This window comes from Ulvibacter sp. 2210JD10-4 (genome assembly GCF_058148525.1).
The window spans coordinates 138,496-159,128 of sequence record NZ_JBYVJZ010000002.1 but is presented as its reverse complement, the minus strand read 5'-3'; the positions used below and the strand labels follow the sequence as shown (position 1 = coordinate 159,128).

16 protein-coding genes, 1 tRNA gene and 1 pseudogene are annotated in these 20,633 nt (G+C 34.5%); 9 read left to right on the top strand and 9 right to left on the bottom strand.

Going from position 1 to position 20,633, the window contains the following annotated elements; all coding sequences use genetic code 11:
- Positions 1-27: 27 nt before the first annotated feature.
- Positions 28-1,071 carry a type IV secretory system conjugative DNA transfer family protein gene (locus tag ACY2RT_RS06430; RefSeq protein WP_490155076.1) on the bottom strand — a complete coding sequence of 348 codons (1,044 nt, stop codon included), beginning with the start codon at positions 1,069-1,071 and terminating at the stop codon, positions 28-30.
- 317 nt (positions 1,072-1,388) lie between these two features.
- Positions 1,389-2,222 (bottom strand): annotated as a pseudogene (locus tag ACY2RT_RS06425) (tyrosine-type recombinase/integrase); the annotation flags it as partial.
- Positions 2,223-3,132: 910 nt separating this feature from the next.
- Between ACY2RT_RS06425 and ACY2RT_RS06420 the strand changes: the two are divergent.
- The 3 genes from ACY2RT_RS06420 (at position 3,133) to ACY2RT_RS06410 (ending at position 7,403) form a co-directional block, all read left to right on the top strand.
- Positions 3,133-6,237 (top strand): HD domain-containing protein, encoded by a 3,105-nt coding sequence (locus ACY2RT_RS06420; RefSeq protein ID WP_490155075.1) that lies wholly within the window; start codon positions 3,133-3,135, stop codon positions 6,235-6,237.
- Positions 6,238-6,430: 193 nt separating this feature from the next.
- Positions 6,431-6,676: a hypothetical protein gene (locus tag ACY2RT_RS06415; RefSeq protein ID WP_490155074.1), complete on the top strand. Its 246-nt coding sequence runs from the start codon at positions 6,431-6,433 to the stop codon at positions 6,674-6,676.
- Positions 6,677-6,689: 13 nt separating this feature from the next.
- Positions 6,690-7,403 carry an ATPase gene (locus tag ACY2RT_RS06410; protein WP_490155073.1) on the top strand — a complete coding sequence of 238 codons (714 nt, stop codon included), beginning with the start codon at positions 6,690-6,692 and terminating at the stop codon, positions 7,401-7,403.
- A gap of 405 nt (positions 7,404-7,808) precedes the next feature.
- Here ACY2RT_RS06410 and ACY2RT_RS06405 read toward each other — a convergent pair whose 3' ends face one another.
- The 4 genes from ACY2RT_RS06405 to ACY2RT_RS06390 form a co-directional block, all read right to left on the bottom strand.
- Positions 7,809-9,974, bottom strand: a complete 2,166-nt coding sequence (locus ACY2RT_RS06405; protein WP_490155072.1) for a DNA/RNA non-specific endonuclease — start codon at positions 9,972-9,974, stop codon at positions 7,809-7,811.
- Positions 9,975-10,592: 618 nt separating this feature from the next.
- The gene (locus ACY2RT_RS06400; RefSeq protein WP_490155071.1) at positions 10,593-11,012 is read right to left on the bottom strand and encodes a ubiquitination-like system serine protease family protein; all 420 of its coding nucleotides are present in this window, start codon (positions 11,010-11,012) and stop codon (positions 10,593-10,595) included.
- Complete coding sequence (locus ACY2RT_RS06395) at positions 11,002-12,177, bottom strand: ThiF family adenylyltransferase (protein ID WP_490155070.1); 1,176 nt, start codon at positions 12,175-12,177, stop codon at positions 11,002-11,004. Before ACY2RT_RS06395 ends, ACY2RT_RS06400 begins: the two co-directional genes overlap by 11 nt.
- Complete coding sequence (locus ACY2RT_RS06390) at positions 12,152-12,442, bottom strand: multiubiquitin domain-containing protein (protein ID WP_490155069.1); 291 nt, start codon at positions 12,440-12,442, stop codon at positions 12,152-12,154. Before ACY2RT_RS06390 ends, ACY2RT_RS06395 begins: the two co-directional genes overlap by 26 nt.
- Before the next feature lie 128 nt (positions 12,443-12,570).
- On the opposite strand from ACY2RT_RS06390, the gene ACY2RT_RS06385 reads away from it, so the two are divergent.
- The 4 genes from ACY2RT_RS06385 (at position 12,571) to ACY2RT_RS06370 (ending at position 15,357) form a co-directional block, all read left to right on the top strand.
- Positions 12,571-13,125 carry a hypothetical protein gene (locus ACY2RT_RS06385; RefSeq protein WP_490155068.1) on the top strand — a complete coding sequence of 185 codons (555 nt, stop codon included), beginning with the start codon at positions 12,571-12,573 and terminating at the stop codon, positions 13,123-13,125.
- Entirely contained in the window at positions 13,122-13,523 is a 402-nt protein-coding gene (locus tag ACY2RT_RS06380; protein ID WP_490155067.1) for a hypothetical protein, read from the top strand. The genes ACY2RT_RS06385 and ACY2RT_RS06380 overlap by 4 nt, the downstream gene beginning before the upstream one ends.
- 89 nt (positions 13,524-13,612) lie before the next feature.
- Positions 13,613-13,786, top strand: a complete 174-nt coding sequence (locus ACY2RT_RS06375) for a hypothetical protein (protein ID WP_490155066.1) — start codon at positions 13,613-13,615, stop codon at positions 13,784-13,786.
- 2 nt (positions 13,787-13,788) lie between these two features.
- On the top strand, positions 13,789-15,357 hold the full coding sequence (locus ACY2RT_RS06370) for a hypothetical protein (RefSeq protein ID WP_490155065.1): 1,569 nt from the start codon (positions 13,789-13,791) through the stop codon (positions 15,355-15,357).
- A gap of 432 nt (positions 15,358-15,789) precedes the next feature.
- Here ACY2RT_RS06370 and ACY2RT_RS06365 read toward each other — a convergent pair.
- Positions 15,790-15,863: transfer RNA gene (locus tag ACY2RT_RS06365), tRNA-Ile, on the bottom strand.
- Between the two features lie 33 nt (positions 15,864-15,896).
- A complete protein-coding gene (locus tag ACY2RT_RS06360; protein WP_490155064.1) occupies positions 15,897-16,712 on the bottom strand; it encodes a tyrosine-type recombinase/integrase in 816 nt (271 codons plus the stop codon).
- 505 nt (positions 16,713-17,217) lie between these two features.
- Here ACY2RT_RS06360 and ACY2RT_RS06355 point away from each other — a divergent pair.
- The gene (locus tag ACY2RT_RS06355; RefSeq protein WP_490155063.1) at positions 17,218-17,559 is read left to right on the top strand and encodes a helix-turn-helix domain-containing protein; all 342 of its coding nucleotides are present in this window, start codon (positions 17,218-17,220) and stop codon (positions 17,557-17,559) included.
- Positions 17,552-18,052, top strand: coding sequence for a hypothetical protein (locus ACY2RT_RS06350; protein WP_490155062.1), 501 nt, complete (start codon positions 17,552-17,554; stop codon positions 18,050-18,052). Before ACY2RT_RS06355 ends, ACY2RT_RS06350 begins: the two co-directional genes overlap by 8 nt.
- Positions 18,053-18,331: 279 nt before the next feature.
- Here ACY2RT_RS06350 and ACY2RT_RS06345 read toward each other — a convergent pair whose 3' ends face one another.
- Positions 18,332-20,584 (bottom strand): hypothetical protein, encoded by a 2,253-nt coding sequence (locus tag ACY2RT_RS06345; RefSeq protein WP_490155061.1) that lies wholly within the window; start codon positions 20,582-20,584, stop codon positions 18,332-18,334.
- Between the last annotated feature and the right edge of the window lie 49 nt (positions 20,585-20,633).

Genomic DNA, 20,633 nt, shown 5'->3' with positions numbered 1-20,633 from the left:
TCACGAGAAATTGAAGATAACACCGCGCTAGAAGTAGTCATCGTACTGAATGGTAACAGCAGTGAATGGCTTCACATTTTGGCCAGAAATCATCATTTTCACAATGCAATGGTATTGTCTCATACGGACAAAATCACCTAACGAAAAGGGGGTTAGACGGTGGTCATCAATGTGCATCTGCTTGACTAGGTATTCGGCATCGGAAGCGTTGGTGCAAAAGGATATAACATTTCCAACGTTTGCAAAGAGGCTATCCTTGAGACGTAAATCAAGTTGTGATAGATGCTGAATTGCCAGACACATCGTTACCTTCATTTTTCGTAGAGTTTCGAGCATAGCTGCAAGGTTCGTTGTATTTACAAAGGTGGCAGCTTCATCAATGTAGACGGTGAATGGTTTTCGTTGGTCTTCGGGTGTATCTATCCGACTGAATCCAGCAGACGAGAGGGAGGTAATTAACAGCGAACCAAGCAAAGTTGCAGTGTCAAGTCCAATTGACCCCACAGCCAAATTGACCAATAAGATTTTTCCGTCTAACACTTTGCGTAGTGACACCTCATCCGGGTTATCTACCAACAAACGCTTAATTGCAGGATGTGCTAAGAAACTTAATTTTGAATACACCGGAATGAAATCATATTTAGGATTGTACTGTTTGAATTCTTTGATGAAGAACTCTTTCACCTCGTCATTTTTAATGTGGTTGACAACCTCACTACGAAAATCCTTATCACGCAATATCTTTAAAACATGGGAAAAGTTTAGCTGCTCAGGATAATCACAAATAGCCAAGAGGCAGTGGCGTAGGATGTGTGATAACTTGTGTCCCCATCCATTTGGACCACTTAATCGCTCAAAAATTTCAAGTATCCCACTGACGACAAGGCTCCGTTTTTCTCTTGAGACTTTCTTGATAGGGTTGTATCCTATATTCAGTTTAGGATTAGGAATATCTATATAAACCATATCCCTTTTTCTATGCTCAGGAATTCGATCTTTGATAAATGAGATGAGGTCACCATGGGGATCAATGAGACAAAAATTCTTCTCATTATGGAGGTCATATAACATGAACGATTTTAGCACATTAGACTTTCCGCTCCCGCTCCCACCAATTAAGGCACAGTGGTATTGCATGTCTTCGTCACGTATGCCAAAGAGTTGATTTGCATTCCTGAAGTTCGTTTTCGCAAAGTATTTTATTCCCCTAGAATATGGTTTCACGGGTGTAAGTATCGCAGAAAATGGGTACTTGGATACTACCCTATACACTAACTTTGATAAAACATCGATTGGAATGGTTCAGGGATTGGACTATGGCCAGAGTGAACACCGACAGACCATGGATGCTTTACCATCTGATTCCTGAGGTGCTCAGGACTTGCGTACATGTACTGTGTCGTCATCCTAATATCACTGTGTCCCATCATCTTCGATAGGCTAAAGATGTCGCATCCACCTTCGAGCATGAAGCGTGCAAAGGTATGCCTGAGTGTATGTATACTGAAGGTAATTTGTGATACTTTTTTCAATTTGGTTGTTAGGTGTTTCAAACCGTGTTCGGTAAATCCGGTATTTCTCTTGGAGGAGGTAAAGAACTTCAGACATGTTTTCCCCTTTGCACTACGCAAAGCCACGTACCGTTCTAAAATAGGAACGAGACTGTCATTCATGGGAATCATGCGATCCTTGTTTCCTTTTCCCAACCGAACAAAGATTGACCGTTGGATGAGGTCTACATCTCCAAGCTTCAAGTTCAAGAGTTCATTTCTTCTGAGACCAGTAAAGATAAAAGTGGCGAACATTGCATGGTTTCGCAACCTCTGAAACTCAGACTCGCATGGGAGGCTAAGAGTGTGCTCTAGGAGTTTTCGGGCATCATACTGACTCAACCCACGCTTGAGGCTTTTTTCCACTCTCGGAAGCTCTATCCCATCAAGAAGACCTTCTTGACAATAACCTTCCTTAATGCACCACCTAAAAAATACCGTGAGGCTCATGTAATATGCTCTGAAGGTTTGAGGTTTCCACAATCGTTTGACTCGACCCTCAAGAAAGAAATTGGAAATATCATGCTTGGAAATATCTTCAAGCCTTGACTTTCCTGTTACCTTACACAATAGCTTTACAGTATTCCGGTATCGTTGTAAGGTATATTTTGATTGTCCTTTAAAATGTTGTGAGTAATTGCAAAATTGTTCAAGTAGTTCAGTAATGAGCATAGAGGTTAACCAGTATCCCATCTCTTCAAATCCATTGGACCACATCTCCGAGCAATGGTAGCCAAATATCTTCTGAATCAACCTCAGAATTTGTGGAATCTCCTTTAAATTTCAGCTTTTATGCAAATTAACGAAGCCTTAGGGTTCGACCGCATCATTATCAGTTCTGTAGGCGCTTTTATTTTCGTAAAAATGACGAAATAAGCCTTATACAATAACGAATTCTGGAATTATGTGCCGCGGAGGTATATTTAAATCATTTGACTACCTCCGAACGCATTTGAAGGTGAAATACTGGTTTTAAAAAATTAATTATTAAAATAGTATCGACAGGTATAGTATAGCATCTAATTTTAAAAGAACATAGCTCTGGAGGCTAACTGTTTTTATCCACCAATTTTATGAAAGAGTGTTTACCGTCTTTAGTCTGAGTTATGTTAAAGGTTTAATAAAGGTTGTTATAATCAACCTATGGGGGTAGAACTTAGATAGCAATTTACGAATAACATAAATGACTATCTTTATACAAACATTGTGTATAATGCAAAAACAATCCTGTAACTAATATGGATAGAGAAGAATATTTAGACAACGTAAGCGATGAATTTATGTCGATTCTTTACCATTCGTCTTAAGCAGAAATTCTGAATTAGATAGAAGTCTTAAAATCAATGAATTGTCCTTCAAAGAAAATCCGAAAATAAAAATTTCGAATATTTATTTTAGGAAAAATTGTGGAATTACTAACGAGGAATTTATGCCTTTTTGAGAGAAGCTGAATTATGTAACTCAAATAAAATTAGGTTATGAAATTGAGAATTTGAAATTCAATTTATATGAATAGCACTATACAAAAACACGTTGTTTTTCATTAAATACTCTAAGGAGTAAAAAAACCTAATAACAAATAATGAATAAGGTCATCAATATTGAAAGTGTAAGGGATACTACACTTTATAAAGAATTAAAGAAAAAATCAGACAACAAAACAGAGGCATTTATTACTTTACTTCCTATCATTTGTGATGAAGCCTCAGATAGAATTAAACTGCTCCCTAAGTATTTTCAAGAATATACCTTACATGACAAAACCCATTTTCTTAGAGTAACAGAATTAATGGGTAAAGTTTTAGGTTCTCAAATAAAAAACCTTAACAGCTTAGAGATTGGTCTATTAATATTGTCAGCCTTTTTCCATGACCAAGGAATGTTGATTTCAGGGCAAGAATTTGAACAACTTGAAGAAAAAGATGATTTTTTAATTTATCGTGATAATTGGTTTCTAGATCACCCAAATTATAAAGACACCCTTAAACAATTCGAATCATCATCAATTTCGGAATCTGAAAGGGTTAGATTATCGAATTTACTAGAACAACTTAAAACAGCAATGCTTACGGATTATCTAAGAGATAGTCACGGTCAACGGTCTAAAGAATTTATAGTAGGTAATTATTCAAACGATAAAAGATTTGAAATAGACGGAATAAATATTTCAGAAGTCCTAAGTAATGTATGTCTATCACATGTGAAACCCGTTGATTGGATTACTCCTGAAAACGGTCTCCAATATGATGAAAACATAGGTTCTTTTAAAGTTAATTCTATCCTTCTATCATTGGTTTTAAGACTTGCGGACATTTTAGATTTTGATGCGGATAGAACACCTGAAATACTTTTCAAATCGATACATTTTACTAGCAAAATAAGTTCTACTGAATGGCAAAAACATAGAAACGTACAAGGCTGGGAAATATCAAAAGATAGAATTAGATTCACAATGTATTTTGAGCATCCGTCTTATGAAAAAACAGCTAGAACTTTTTTAAACTGGATTGATGAAGAGTTAAATAATGTATCAAGTAAAATAAGGGAATTCCCTAAAGAAATAAGTCATTATACACTTGAGATACCAGAAAAGGTTGATAGAAGCCGAATTGGCCCAAAAAACAATTCATACATTTATCATGATTTGGAATTCTCATTATCCAGAGATGAAATTGTCAAATTGCTCCTTACCGAAAACTTATACAATAGCCCTTCCATACTTGTAAGGGAACTTCTTCAAAACTCACTAGATGCAATAAGACTTAGAAAAGCCTCATATTCAGTGGAGAATTTGTCTTGGACAGATGGAGAAGTTTGGTTCAGGCATTTTATTAATAAAAATGATGAGGAAATACTTGAATGTCGAGATAATGGTTGTGGAATGGATGAAACAATTGTCACTCAATTCTTAGGGAAAGTTGGAAGGAGTTATTATCGTTCACCTGAATTCGAGCGTCAAAGAGCAGAATTAAAAGAAAAAGGGGTAGATTTTGAACCATGTTCTCAATTTGGTATTGGCTTTATGTCTTGTTTTATGTTTGGGGACAGAATAGAAATTCACACTAGAAAGGATTATGGTGTTGGGAAAGAAAAAGGGAAGCCATTATTTGTCGAAATCAATGGCATCAATGGTCTTATTGTTATCAAAGAAGGAAATAAAAATCAAGAGGTAGGTACTTCCATAAAAATTTACAGTAAACGAAAGTCACTTTATTTTGATTCATTTTCGGATAACCTCAGGTTGGTTACAAGGTTAAAGGGAGTTGCTTTAGCAACTGAATTCCTAATCCACGCAAAATGTGAAATAGATGGAATAAAAGGAGAAGTTAAACTTCCTGCAACAATAGATAAGAAAAGAACCTTTCTCGAAAAAGCAAAAATAAAGAATAAAACAACTTTTGAAATTGATTTATCAGAAGTCAACCTAAACTTAAAAGGATACTTGAGGCAAAGTTTTCTTATAGATGAAAATGGATTGCCAACAATAGAGAACAAAGAAGCTCAATGGGAATGTATTGACACCAAAAAATTCAAGGATAAACCAAGTTTTGACAACGTTTTACGCATTAAAGAATCAGGTAATCATATTACATATAACTATTACTCTAGAGAAGATAATAGTATTTGCTTAGACGGCATTCTGGTATGTGGCTCTCCTGGCAGACAAGAATATGCCAATGAGGTAAAAATGTATTTGGGCCATATTACAGCAGCAGCAACATCTGAACATCCTTTTACTGCAGATGTACGTGGTAAAATTAAGCCAGAATTAAGTCCTTCAAGGGAACCTTTGAAAAATTCATCTTTTATAGATACTCCTTTTGGATGGAAGCGTTTACAGCATCTATTAAATGTAGGCAGCAGTCTATTATGGGAAAAAATACTTGATTTTCGCTCAGAAGGAATGACTATTGAGACTTTTTGGAAACTTTTAATAATTTATAACGGATGTCTAGATAACATTAGGTCTAATCAATTATTAAAACATCTAGAACTTCCCTACAATAAAGGAGAGGATTGGATAAAATTATCTGAAATAGATAATTATAAATTCGCTGATGGAAAAATATTAATTAAAAATGCTAAGGATGAAATAACCGTTAATTTTTCAGAAGAAATAAAAGGCTTAAGTAAAGCCCACCCCAACTCAATTGATTTTGATTGGTGGGTTGCCCAAATATTAATATCAATTTCAAAGATTGACTTTATTGATAGAAAAAGTGTTTTGGAATTGAAGAAAGTATTTAATGAAGGTGAACGACCTTCTGAAAATATGTATTATCGATCAATAAGTGCATCTGTTAAATTTTTAGATTACAACGGTCTTTCTTCTGATTATATCACATCAATCCCTTTCCCACATACAGTGAATAAACATAATCCTTTAATACAAGTAGGATTTAAAAATAAAGATTCAGGAAATAAATCCGAAGTAGAAGAATTTGCCCTCGCATTAGCATCGGTAATCACAAATTTAATTTATGAATTTAGTAAAGAAAAAAAGCCTTTCTCCTTAGACATCTCGTGGAGACCTTTAAAATATTTATCTAGCTTATATTCAAACATAAAATGGAGTAAGTATGGAAATGAGTTTAAACCACCATATAAAATTTATGTTGATAAAGATAATACTGTAGAAATAACTGATGACATTTTGAAAAATTGGGGAATTAAAAAATCCGGCTAATAGAATTTTGCAAATTGCCATCCTCGTTCCTGTGGTGGAAAAGATCAAAGCCAAAGCTCAGTAAAAGAAATGAAAATAAAAACAATATGTATAATGCAGAGCACTCTTTGGGGTACTACGACACCATACACGGAACGTTGGTATTAATGCGTAAAACATACTTAAGTTAGTAATAGAAACGTTATATTTGTATATGGCAGAAAAAGCAAAATATCTTTGGTATATAGAAGATACCAAAAAGCATCATCCTAAAATATTAAGAGCTGTAAAAAGATCAATTAGGATGGCTCGAAATAGATCTCTAGATCAAAACATCACAATTACTTATTTATTGGGCTCGAAAATTGTGACTGAAAATTCTGATGGTGAAATCGAAGAATTAAAGGACCTTAAAATACAGCCCAGAAAAGTAAAAGTTGGTGAGACCACTAGAATTTAAAAAAGGTCGAAGAATGAGAGTTTTTGCCGGACCGAATGGTTCTGGAAAAACTACTATTTTGAATCAAATTGATCACAGTTTTGATCTTGGTCATTATATTAATGCTGATGAAATTGAGCATTATCTAAAAAAAACAAATTCATTCGATTTAAAATCACTCGGAATAGATTCAGTACCAAGTAATTTTTCTAAAAAGTTTTATTCCCACTCAATTTATAAAAAGGCTATTTCAGAGGGTTTTAGCATTGACCTGGAATTGGTCGGAACCGCTATTCATAATCCAGACCAAGAAACACATTCTTATGAAGCAGCTTTAATAGCCGATCTATCTAGAAACCTTCTTCTTCTTGAGGGTAAGAAGTTTGCATTTGAAACCGTTATGTCGCATGAATCAAAAATTGAGTTCATGAAAGAATCCATTGCAAAGGGTTATAAGAATTATTTATACTTTATATCAACAGAATCACCGTTAATAAATGTAGCGAGGGTTAAGCAAAGGGTAAAATTGGGGGGACATCCTGTCAAAGAATCTAAAATTATTGAGAGGTATGAAAGATCTATGAAATTGTTGAAGTCTGCCGTCAAACAAACTTACAGATCTTTCATTTTTGATAATTCAGGTAAATCACCGAGATTGGTCCTAGAAGTTACTAATGGAGAAGTTATAGAGTTTAAGGATGAACTTTTACCCGTCTGGGTTGACCAATTCCTACTAGAATTGTACTAATACCAACAAAGGTCATAATTCAGCTAGCGGCTGAATTATTCTCTCCACTTCTTCCTATCTTTAAACTTTAACCAAATCCATTGGCTCGGGACAGCCGAAATTATAGACGTGGACGTTATGTGCAAGTCGAAAAAAACTCATAGATCCCTATCAAAAACTGAAGTAGAAAAAATAATCTGGAAGACCCTGAAAGAGTTGCATCTATTTTGAGAGACGAAAAAGAACAATTCAAAATGACTTGCTTTTCAAGAATTTAGGATGAAACACTTATGTGGTCGCATTATGCCGATATTTCATCTGTAACATCCCCGTAAACCTGCTCAATTGCTTAATCAAGCTATGCTAACTCCAATCTCCATGAAATATACTAGTATGATCAGTTCTACTAATCACTTAAATCAGGAGCTATTTCTTCTTCGCCTTCCTACTAGAGTCAAGGTGTTTTATAAGCATTTCTTCTGAGTTTAATTCGACCTCCTGATCACCATCAGAATCGAAGGTATCAAACTCAAAAAGGTTGGAGAAATCAATATCAGTAACTTCTTGAATGAACTCAAGACTTCGCATATGTTCTTTAAAGGCAATGTTTTGGTCCAAATCAATCGCCTCAAAGTCGATATCTTCCATTAGATCAACTTGTGAGAGGGTAAATCCAGTTGCGTTAAGACCTCCATCATCGGTAAGCCAAAGTATAATCTTGTAGTATTCTGTTGGAATCTGGACACCTTTAAATGTTGGATCACTTTGTTTAAATATTGGGCCGCTGAAAACAGTTATCCTGTTAGTATCATTTCCTTCTTTCTCAGCTCCCTTCTCAAGTATAACCTTTTCTAATTTACCCCATAGGCCACCTCGGTTGCTTCGATTGAGTGCTGGCACTTGGGGGCAAGCATTGGTATGGACACACGTAAGATCAGCATTTCGTTTAGCCTTCTGGGCATCTTCACCCCAGTTTGCATCTTCTCTTCTACTCATGTGTCCGCGGTCAAACCCACTTTTCTTATAGAACTTATTATTCAGCTGTACGTCTAGGTCAATTCGATTATCCCTTATCCACTTATCATCTCTCTTAGTTTTATCCTTTCTTTTATCCGAATCACCATCTACATTAATTGCACTAATAAAAGGCATTTTCTTAAATGCATTTTGAACCACACTAAACTTAAAGTAATTTAGAACTATACTATCAGTTCCATTAATTTTAGCAGCAAACCTCCTGGCGTCAATTTTTGGAAGCGGTAAATCGATGATATGCCCTAAGAACTTCGATTGGTATCCCTTACACAGAGAGTAATCCATGCTTCTTTCCAAGCGCAAACTTTCTTCCAAAAACTCATCTATGTTATCAGAATTGGGTGCTATCTTTTGTACTTGATTGTTCTGATCACCAACAGAAAATGAAATGTCAATTTTCTTATGAGTATCAAGTAGTCCTGAAGGGAAGGCTACATTTACTTTATCATCGGTTGCTTCCATATTTTGAGAGTCATTGGTGTTAATACTATTTCTTGAAGGATTAGTATGGATGATTGGTGGGCTAGAAGCTTCAAAAGCAACTTGAATACCCTTTAAGAAGGGATTATTCTCATCAAACTTAGATTTTAAATGCTTAAGAATAACGCTTATGCGAATACCTTCATTAGCAATCCAATGAATTCTTGAAACTTCTATTTTATCATCAATAATCGGAATGACTTTATCATTTTTATCAAGATAATCTCCTTCCGCATTTCTTTTAGCAACCCCCATGTGATGCAATGCTACCACCTGCCATTGATCGTTAAATACAGGAGCCCCACTAGTGCCTTGAGCGGTATCAGATTCATACCACAACGTAGTATCTAAAATCTTTATAAACTTGTTTTCGCGAATGGATAACTGTTTATAATCCCCATTGGGATGATGAACAATGTTTAAAGATTCCTCGTTCTCATCTCCCAACTTTCCAACTGTTGGATCTAGATATATATATCCAATCGACTTCAGTTCATACGTTTGAGTAACGTCTTGCTTGTTAACAGCTACTATACAATAGTCCAGTGACTTGAAGGAGTAGAAAAACCCATCAACGTTAAACGAGAAAGTAACTGGATCTAAAGCGTTTCCATGTTTATCAAGTTCATAGTTAAACTCAACCACGCTATTTGCCACATCCTCTTTTTCTTTGAAAACATGCCAGTTAGTTATTAGCAATTCCTCAGAAATCATAAACCCTGTGGCATAACCTAAATTATCAGATCCATTCTTGACCACAATCCTGCCAACCTTGCGCTTAACATCAATCAATAACTCAATAAAATTACTGTATACTGAATCATTTTTTCCAATTGCCCTTTCATACGCGAAATCTGTTGGCTCCAAACCAAAAGTTTGAATCATTTCCCGCCGCTTTCTTCTGTTCTCATCGTCACCAATGATGTTGCCATCCCTAACTCTGTTATCGATTGCCTCGTCTTCTATAACTTGATCCATTTCCTCCTCAATTTCAGGAACCTTTGATAGTTTTACTTCATCGGCAAATGATCTGAACCTTTGCCCTGATCGTTTAAGCTCTTCAACAGAAAGTAACATAGTCTAACTTGTTTTAATAACTAAATTAAATAGAACAATTAATACTCAACATACTCTGGTCACCACACTTGTACTAAATACTCCAGATTAGCGGATAGGTTTAAAATGTAATTTAAAGGCAACAAAGAATCAGGAAGACGCTACCAACATCTTCTTATTTAATCGGGGAGTATGTAACCAGGGAGATTTAAAGTAAATATACAAAAAAAATGAAAACAATTGCGCGCATGTCAGGATTTGAACCTGGGACCTCTCCATTATCAGTTCTGTAGGCTCTAAAAAAGTGTGGTAAATGTATTTACGGTACCTATAGAATAACGAATTTATAGGTTTGGCATCCTTAAGGGGTCCAAATCGTTTGACTATCTACTGACGCCATACTTGAGATGAGACACTGATTTAAAAAAATTATTGATTAAATCGTATCGACTGACTTAGTATAGCAAGAAATACAAAATCAACAAATGTGGGATTGTGGACTAATAAGTCAAAAAATGGTTTAGTTTTATCTACACAACGCTCTACCAAGAATTGTGTGGTTATCTCAAATAACATCATAGCAAATGTTGAAACGATGTACTAGTTTCTGTCTTCAGCTTCTTTTAAAAATTTTAGATTTTACTGAGATTTCCTTCCAATCAGCCACCTCCAGAAACTCCACTTTTTTCGAAATAACTGATTTTTAGGTGTTGGAATATTTGAGGATATCTTTTTGCTGTAAAATAAATTTTTAGATTTTTTGTCATCAAACCTTCCTGCTTTTATTTCCTCTTCCGACCAACTTCTAGCCCAATGAACTTTATTATTTCGAATAAAATAATGTGATTTGCATTCAAAGCTCCAATTTCCTATTGATGGAGAAAGTGATATTGATTCTCCATCAAAAATAAGTTTCCAATCTGTTGGGGAAAAGGGTGCAATGACCTCTTGTCCACAACCACAAAAGCATTTATGAACTGAGGTTGTGTACTCTAAAGAAATATAGATACAGCCTTCGTTAATTTCCTCTGGAATAAATTCAACAAATTTATGATTCAAGGTCTTCACTGAGTAACATATTTACATTAATTGAATAAGAGCTATTATGCTCTATTTCATGATCTTGATAGAACCTGAAGATTTTTTTCCATTTAATTACTGCCATCGCAGCGTTCATAGCATTAAGTTCTGCAATTTGAATGTTGGCGTTATAATCATCCAATTCTGCATCTTCAAAGGAAATTCTTTTTTGTAGATGATTATTTTTATTTCCTGTTCCTGTTGTAGCCCTTATTGTGCCAATTAACTCATCATCAACTAATTGCACCCCCATCCCAACATCAACAAATGGAATATTACTTTCTAATAACATTGGAATTATTAGTTTTTTTATGTTGCCCCGATCAATACAGATAAAAATAAAATCCAGCTCTTTCAAAGAATTTACATTGGAAGAATCTATATGATATGGATGAGCTACTATTCCTTTATGCATGTTAGAATAGATATTTTTGAGAAATTCAACTTTTTGTAATCTGAGTTTTATATCCTCAATCTTTGCGGCCCCAGGTGCTCGAAAAGAATTATGCTGAAGAAAAAAATCATTATCAAAAAGATGTATTTCCCCTACAGGGTTCTTAGAAACTAAGTCTAAGATATATGAACCTGTTCCCCCTAAACCGATGATTCCAACCTTTTGACCAATAAGCTTATCACTAACATTTCTGATTCCTGCCCTTGCAGAGTTTGTGTCACAGTATTGAAATATGGACTCGTCTTCAGTAGCCAAGGAGACTTTGAAACTTCTAGCCGAAATGTTCTTATCCAGAGATTCAGCAGGAGAAGATATAATGTTCACATATGTCTTGATTTTCTCATAATAGTCCGGATACCCTGCTCTTGGTTTACTTGAGAATAAGTGATCAACTTCTATGGAACTTGTCAACTTCCGCTTATTGCTCGAGTTTAAAATACCTTGTATTGGTTGACCATTCTTTTTACATGGAATTTCCCCCTGAAAATAGGCTACGTGGGTTTCTGGTTTTAAAGTTTTTCCGCCAGAAACATTCAAAGTAGATACTAAAGTTCCAAATTTTACTTTGGATAAGGTATCGACATAGGGTACATTTCGAATAAGTAGATGATTGTCTTTAATAAACAAATCATACCCCTCTTCCCAAAGCTTATTGAGATCGCTGTTATGACTTATCAGTTTGTGTAACATTAAAAATCATTCCTTTTTTAATTACTACTATATCTCCTTCAACCATACTACCTTCTGGGTTTTGACTTGGACCGCGTTTATAGGTAACAGTATAACATATGTTTGGGTTGTTGGAGACCTGTCCAAAAGCGAGTATTATAACATCTTCAAACGTCAATTTTTTGCAGTCAACTTTCTTTTCTCTACCATTTACAATTATTATAATGTTTCGGTTATGTTTTTCAGGATTATTTGATTTTTCTCTAATTTTTTCTTTTTTGTCCATCTTTATTATAAATTTCACGTTATGCTCACAATAAGATGGTAGGCAAATAGAAAAAATTACGATGCAATTGCAATTTTTTTATTTTGGATACCATATATAAATAGGAACTCAATTATATATTTTTAGATATGGTGCTAGAGGAATTAGAAAAGCAGGATTGGCCAATGGTTATAAAATCTGCAACCCTACATGCAGTATATCAACTTAAATATTATGGGCTTTGGAATCGTAGGGGAGTAAAAGGATATTCTGCTGAAGAAATTGCGATGGAAGCAATTGAAAAGGTGTATGTAGGTGAATGGAAATGGAATCCTGAAAAATCATCATTATTGAATTACTTAAAATATCATGTGATTCGTGGACTAGTCTCAAATCTTCAAAAAAGCAGTGAATTCCAATCGACGGATGAAAAAGAGTCTTCTGAGATTTATTGGATTTCAGAACAGAATGGAGATGATATCATTGATTCAATAAATAAAAATCAAATTTTAGGTTTACTGAGACAAAAAATTCAGTCAGACGAGCAAGTTTGTACTGTTTTTGAAGATTTGATGTTAGGATTCAAAAGATCCGAAATATGTGAAAAGTATAATTGGGAGAAAAAAGTTTACGATAACGCTTCAAGAAGATTAGGCGGATACATTAGAAGAATTGAGGAAAATATTAAAAACACAAAATCATGAGTGCGAAATCAAACCTAGAGAAAGTATTTGAGCAACTTTCAAACGTTGATAATATCGATGATGCATTAAGAGATGAGGGATTGGATCCTAAAGATGTAGTAAAAAATGGAATGGAAAAGTTACGGACTATCAAATCAACTCAGGCTGCAAAGAAAAGAATAATAGATTTGATAAAAATTAAAATGAATGAATCTATTTCAAAGGAAGCTTTAAAGGCTATGAACACACTTACAGAATTGATTCCATCGATGAATGGACAGCAAATGGATATGGTTTTTAGAAGTTTCAATGATTCCCCAGAAAATACACCAGATCTCGACTTTTTGATCCAAAGTTTAAAGTCTGATTCTAAACTGCGAGAAATCATGAAGAAAAACAATTTTAAAGAAAAAGATTGATTTTTTTGCTAATGTTAGGTAACATTTGAAAATAAAATTGCCGTTTTTTCAATTTTTGCATTATCTTGCACAATAAGCCTTTTTTAAAAATGTCCGAAAAGAAAACTGAATTAATTCAAATTAAGCTCAAAAATCTTGAAGATTTGGATTTTAAAAGTCAGGAACTTAAAGAGGAATTTGAGGATGTAATGAAGAGAAGTAAGGAATTGATTGAATCTACAAAAATTGATACTGAAAGTCTTAGCAGGAAGTTTGAAGTCTAAAAATGTCAAAAAGAATCAATAATTTCACTGTTCTTCCTTTTAATGAGCAAAATTTAGCAGAAGCTCTTTCAAACAAATATTTACTTCCTGAAAAAATTTCTCAAACTAAGCCGAATCATTTTAAATATCTTCTAAGCTATTTAGGAAATTTAAATGGACTCTCTGCGGGCACCATAGTAGTAGAGTCTCCATATGTCAGCAAATCTTTTTTGAATGACTATTCCAATTATTATTCACTATGTTTTGAAGATTATGACAAGTACACAAAAAGGATTCACTTTTTTCAATCTGAATTTACGACTAGAACTTTTACCGCAGCTATTTTGAACCCAAGAGGTTCAGCCCATAAAAGAGTGTTTGCCGAATTAAATTATCTTGGACACGTTGTTGCCAAACCATTACCAGAAGCAATTATTGGCCCAACTCTTCTTAGAACATTCGAGAATGTTCAAGAACGACAATACACAACAAAAACTTACAAACTCAATCTTTTTGGAACAAAAATCAAGTTTAGATCCTTGGTGTTTCAAGAACAAGACACAGTTGTAAGCGCATGCGCTACAATGGCGACTTGGGTCGCACTGAACAAGGCCTCTAAGCTATTTCAAACAGTATCACCTACACCTCATCATATAACTAATTCAGCTGGTAATTTATTTATGACCTCTGGTAGATCTTTTCCAAATCACGGATTAGATTACCATCAGATAGGAAATGTTCTTAAATCGGTAGGTTTAGTCGCAGAACTCAGAAATAAAATTGTTAACGGTGTTCCCCAACCCTTTAAAGACATGTTTGTCTTTAGGGCTTTTCTCTACGCTTATAACAAGATTGGTATTCCCGTTTTATTAGGTATTATGTTACCGCAAGGAGCTCACCTTGTTGCCATGACAGGATATCATATTGAAAAAAACGCTACGTTTTTGCCTACTTCAAGTATAAGTTTACGAGGACATAAAATGGAAAAAATATATGTGCACGATGATCAAGTCGGTCCATTTGCACGAACTAGAATTCAAGCTACAAATGTTGACGGGTCAGAATATCAACTTATTACAGATATGCCTGCCGATAGTCAAAGTGGGCAGACAAGGGATATAATTTCAACGGTTATTAGTGCACATGCAGTATTGCATCGGAAAATCCGAATCCAATTTGAGGAAGTGTTGGTTAAGGTAAAAAGACTAGACTTTGTATTGAGAACAATTACTCAAGATCCGGAACAATATGAATGGGATATTTATTTAGATTTTAGTAATATTTATAAAAATGAAATCAGTGTTTCTTCTATTGCTAATAATTTTAAAAGAAAAACACTGATTTCTTCTTATCCAAAACATGTCTGGATTGCTAGGCTAAGATATCATGGAACGATTGTTTTTGATTTGATTTTTGATTCCACTGCTATTGCGAGAAGCTTCTTTTGTATAGCAATGAATTTTCATCAAAGCAATTACATTGACTTGTATAAATCCCTAATAGAAAACTCGACTTTTATCAGCGCTATTGAAACCAATATGGGAAGTAGTTATATTGAGTTTTTCAAAAAGGAAATTAACAGTTATCATTAATTTTTTATTGATGTTTTCCTAGGTCGAGATTACAGCATCGGTGAGGACTCTGAAAAGCGGAACTATAACAAAGAACCGTGGATTGGTCTTGGAATAGAGTGGTCACTATTTAAATTGTGAATGTCTAACCTTATTAATTTCATAGTAGTTATTCTTTAGGTATTACCCATTCAAATTTCCTTAATCGCTGTGGAATTCACACTAATCAAAACAATATAAACAAGAAGAAAAGAGACCGTCGCTGCTGACAGTCTCTTTTATTATGTAGACTCCCTTCGACAAGGGAAGAAAAATTCCCGCGGGGGAATCGAACCCCCACTTTGGACTTAGCAGGTCCACGTTCTATCCGTTGAACTAGCGAGTCACTACTAAAATAAGCATTTTTATTTTAGGTTAGTATTCTAAATAATTAACAATATGTTGTTTAGATAGTGCGCATGCCAGGACTTGAACCTAGGACCTTTGCATTATCAGTGCAACGCTCTAACCATCTGAGCTACACGCGCATGATCAGAAGTGTACCATAGCATCAAATGAAGTCAAAATGGTAACTTCTCAATGTAGACTAATGAATCCTTTGGTTTCAAAGACCTGAGGTATCTTAGGGTCATTGCCATTGATGAGTGCCCTAGAAGTTTCATGATTGTCTTCACATCCGCACCCGCCTTAGATAAGTTACAAGTAAAGGTGTGCCTACAACGATGTAGGTGAAAATCAACACCCGATAACTTCTTATACTTCTTTACCCAATGCTTTAACCCATGCTCAGTGAAAGGTGTTCCTCTTTTAGTTGAGACAATAAGAAAGGAGCAAGTAATGTTCCTTCTTTTTCGCTCTGAAAGATATTCTTCAATGATTGTCCTTAGGTTTCGATGCATGGGAATGTACCTATCATATTTCGATTTGGACGTCTCATGGTTAACAAATAACATGTTTGTCTCGAAATTAATATCCTGTACCCTCAGTCCAAGTAGTTCACCTCTTCTCAAACCTGCATATAGTAAGATAGAGATAATGGTTTGATCACGTTTGAATACAAATGAGTCAGTTGAACGGTGAAGTGCCATGCTTGTGATAAACTTCGAAACTTCTTCTTTAGAGAGTGCACGGTCATCATTGTACACCGGTGTTGGAGGACGTGGTATCTTATTTGTCAATTCCCCATGCTTTATATACTCATTCAATTCAAGCCACCGAAAGAAGACCATGAGTTTTTGGTAGTAGGTATTCGTAGTCGAAACCTTGATACCGATTTTAACCTCATTCCCGACCTTTCTTTTGCGAATACTGAGTCTTCTAAAAAATTCACTCACCGTTCGAGAATTAAGGTTGTTCAGTGCCTTTACTTCAGGCATAATTTTTTTAAAGGTTGTATACACTTCTTGGTAACTTCTAATGGTTCGAGGACTCAAACGTTTTGAATATCTGCTTTCAGAGAGATACATTTCGAAAAGACGATCTAATTCTGTCTCATTGATGTTACCCCATATGTTATGATCAGCGCTCATAGAACAATGGTAGCCTAACGAGGAAGACCGAGATAACACCGTCGCGTAATTTCGTGATCGACAGTGCTATCTCTCAGTTCTTATTCGAAGACAAATGATGAAATAAAGAGTTGGTTGGACCTCACTCATATACCATAAAAATACCTAAGCTCATTGCTTCAAATTCGTTAGTAATTCAGGAATTGAAGGTGAATGCAAACGCATTCACCCATGAACTTAGGTTATTTAGACACAAACATATTCACATTATTTCCACGGTTAAGATAATTCTTGCGGTGTTTTATCTAGTTTAGTGCATTGTCTATACTGCAAAAGGCGTCGATTCGTAACCCCGACGCCTTTTACAATTTATATGAAAACTAATATCAATAGTCTTGCTCAGTTTAGAAAAAAAGCAGGACTCACACTACAGGATCTAGCATACATAACCAATATTGATCATGACCACCTTAAAAGGGTGGAGGCTGGTGATAGACCATTAACAGTAGTAACTCTATTAACTTATCATATACTCTTCAAAGCACCCTTAGAGGAGATGCTTTCAGATCTGTATGCTCATCTATATGCACAACTTTTAGAGCGAAGTGATAAACTTATTGCCAACCTTAAGGGGAAGGAATCTCCGAAGAGCATCAGTAGAATAAAATGTATCTCTAAAATTGTCAATTCATTAAGCAATGGACATCATGGGTAAGTCAACTTTGGTAGTTCCTGAGAAAACCATTTCATTCTATCCGTGTACTAGAGGTTTAGCATATGCAGTTATGAATAACCCTGTAGAACTAGTTGAGTTTAACCTTCATGATCTCAAGAAGTTCAACTCTTCAAAAATTCTCAAGCTCATGAAAAAGATAATTAAGGTACATGGACCAGCCACTATTATAATGGAAAATACAAATTGTTCATTCTGTAGAAAAGGAGAAAGATCAAAACAAGTAATAAAACGATTTTCTTCTTGGGCCAAAAGGAATGATATACCCGTTTATCTCTACTCGAGGAATCAGATCAGGTCAATTTTTCAAAAATGGAAAGCCAAGACTAAGTTTGAAATTGCTGAGGTGCTTAAAAGAAATATTGATGAGTTAAAAAACATAAACTTTGAAAAGCCTAAATATCCAGGGAGAGAACCTAATATAGAAGCAGTTTTTAGTGCCATTTCACTTAACGTGACACACTTTTTTAGCTAATAACTTCCTGTAAACTCAAAGGATTTTTTTGTCGATAACCTTAACCAAAAAGCCAAAAACTACATTTTGCAGTTATAGCTTAATACAACAAAAATAAGGTTTGTAATGGCCAATATTGATAGCAGAATTGTGTTTATGAATAAAAAGGAATTTCTTTTTTTTTCAGTAATAAGCTTACGGGCTTCTAAAACAACCCGGGCTTTGCTCGACTCTGTACTATTAGGGTTTGCAGTTATTAAATCAACTAATTGTTGATCTGATTTCTTCGAATAATCCATATCAAATTTCTTCATTTGCAAAATCAATTGTTTCTCCTTCTTCGATTCGGAGTATGTAATCTTGAGTTTTCTTTAATAATTCCTTCAATCTTACCCTTATTTTATGCGAACTGTTCCCATAAAAACTAGATAATGAATATAAAAGAGATACTATGTATATAGTTCTGCTGTATTTGCAATTTTCAATGTTGACTCCTCTTATCGATTTTCTAACATATCTATAGTCACATGGAAGTCCGTACTTAAATAAATATTTATCGTACCAATTTTCCATATCACCATTATACTTAGTGTCCCTAATTTTCTGTAATGCAGATAAGTGTAACTTTATAATGTTAGTTATACTATTTAACATCTTCAGTGAATATTTATTATAGGAATATGGAGTAATATCTAAGTACTCAATATCTTGTTCTTTTCTGTAGCAATCAAACAAATACCCAAATGAATTTATAGTATGCCCAAGGGCAACTTTACCCCTATAAGTGACCTTTACCGTACTTTTGACATCAATGTCCTTATATGATAAAATGACTTTTTTTGACCGAAATGCAACAAAATTCCTAGAACCCCCATCCTGACGAAATAAGTCGTATAGCCCTTTCTTAACCTTTGTTTTTGATATTTTGAAATCAGCAGCAATAGACTTAATTATCTTTTCAACCAGAGGATTGTTGCGAGGACTTGACCTTCTTATTTTGGAGGTGCTTTCATTCCAAATCCGAGTTAATATGACATAAGGAACAAAGCAACTAACCCTTTGATTTCTTTTCGTACTTAGCCAAATTCTTCCTGTTTCTTCCAAAACATTGAAGGTGTTTATTCCGTATGAAGCATCTACAGAGTGTATCCAGGAAAGAAATTCAGTAATAATCAATCTATCATTTATTGATTTCAAGTCTGGTATCTGAGCAGAATCATCTATGTAATGAACGCGATATAGATAAGTAAGAAAATTTGAGTGGATTCTCAGATAATCTCTCAAAGAATTATTACTTAAAAAAATAACCTTTTCTTTATGAAATAGATTCACGAGCCTTTTAGACAACCGCTTTATGTTTAAAAACTCTGTTTTATTAATTATTTTCCCGAATCGTTCTTTATACTCTGAGTTTTTATCTTCAATTTCTTCCTCTATGTATGGTATGTTAAGGGGAAATTCTTTCATAGCCGTTTGTAACTCTGCCCTTAGTTCTCTTATTCTATTTTCTATATCAGAGCTTTTTTCCTTTAGTTTCTTGTAAGAAAAATCTAATCTTCGTTCTATAATTTCTGATAAATCTGCTTTTTTTAAAATAGGAACATTTATAGCACTATAACCTTGAAAACCACCTTGCTGAGATTCATCCTTAAAGGATATTTTAGAAATGTGCGGTTGATTAAAATTATCGTGAAACTTGCCTTCTCTATATATGTTCTCTTCTCGAACGGCAACAATAATATCGGCTAAATTCAGAAATGATTGTTGTATATTCTGAAGAACAGCAACAAATTCGGTTTGTAGTAGATTTGGAAATGCATCGATATTATCTATCCAAATAATGACTCTTTCAAATTCTTTGGTGTAGAAGTAATAGGAGACGTAATGTGGGATATCCAGATGTGAATCTAGTTCTTTAATTATTTCTATTACTTCTTCCTCCTTACTTTTGATGGAATATATAATCCAATCTTCAAGACTCAAGTTTAAGTCCGTTTGATAGGTGTCGTAAAGGAAGTTTATTCTATTGATAAGTCCTTCAAATACTCTAAATGACTGATAATTTTTAATTTTTAGAGCCTCTACCGAAGTAGTAAGAATGAAACAATATAACTTGATTCGTTTATTTGAACTCGAATTTGGTATGTAACGAAAATGTCTTTCAAAATCCGTCAATAGTAAATCCCGAACGTATGATTCATCAATACTAATACCATTATTATCATGGATTTTTCTGGATTCCTCTATCCTAATGTCAATTTCAATAATTTTGACTTTTCTATTTCGTGCTATTTTCTTCTTAACGATGTATGAAGCAGAGCTTTTCCCTGAACCGGAAGGGCCGCATAAAGCAAATAATCTAGTCCTTTTATATTTAAGTCTTTTAAAGAGCTCTTTATCTAAAGCGACAGGCCAGTATATTTCTGACTGATACTCCTTGCCATTTATTTTAAAAAGGCTAGCTTCATTTCCACTTTGCTCAAATATCCGAGATGGATCAATTATAGAAGTTTCCTCATAGAATTCAAGGAAGGTCTCCAGTTTTGAAGTCATATTAGATGGTTAGTTAATAATATATTCCATACGTTTCCCAATAGGAGCG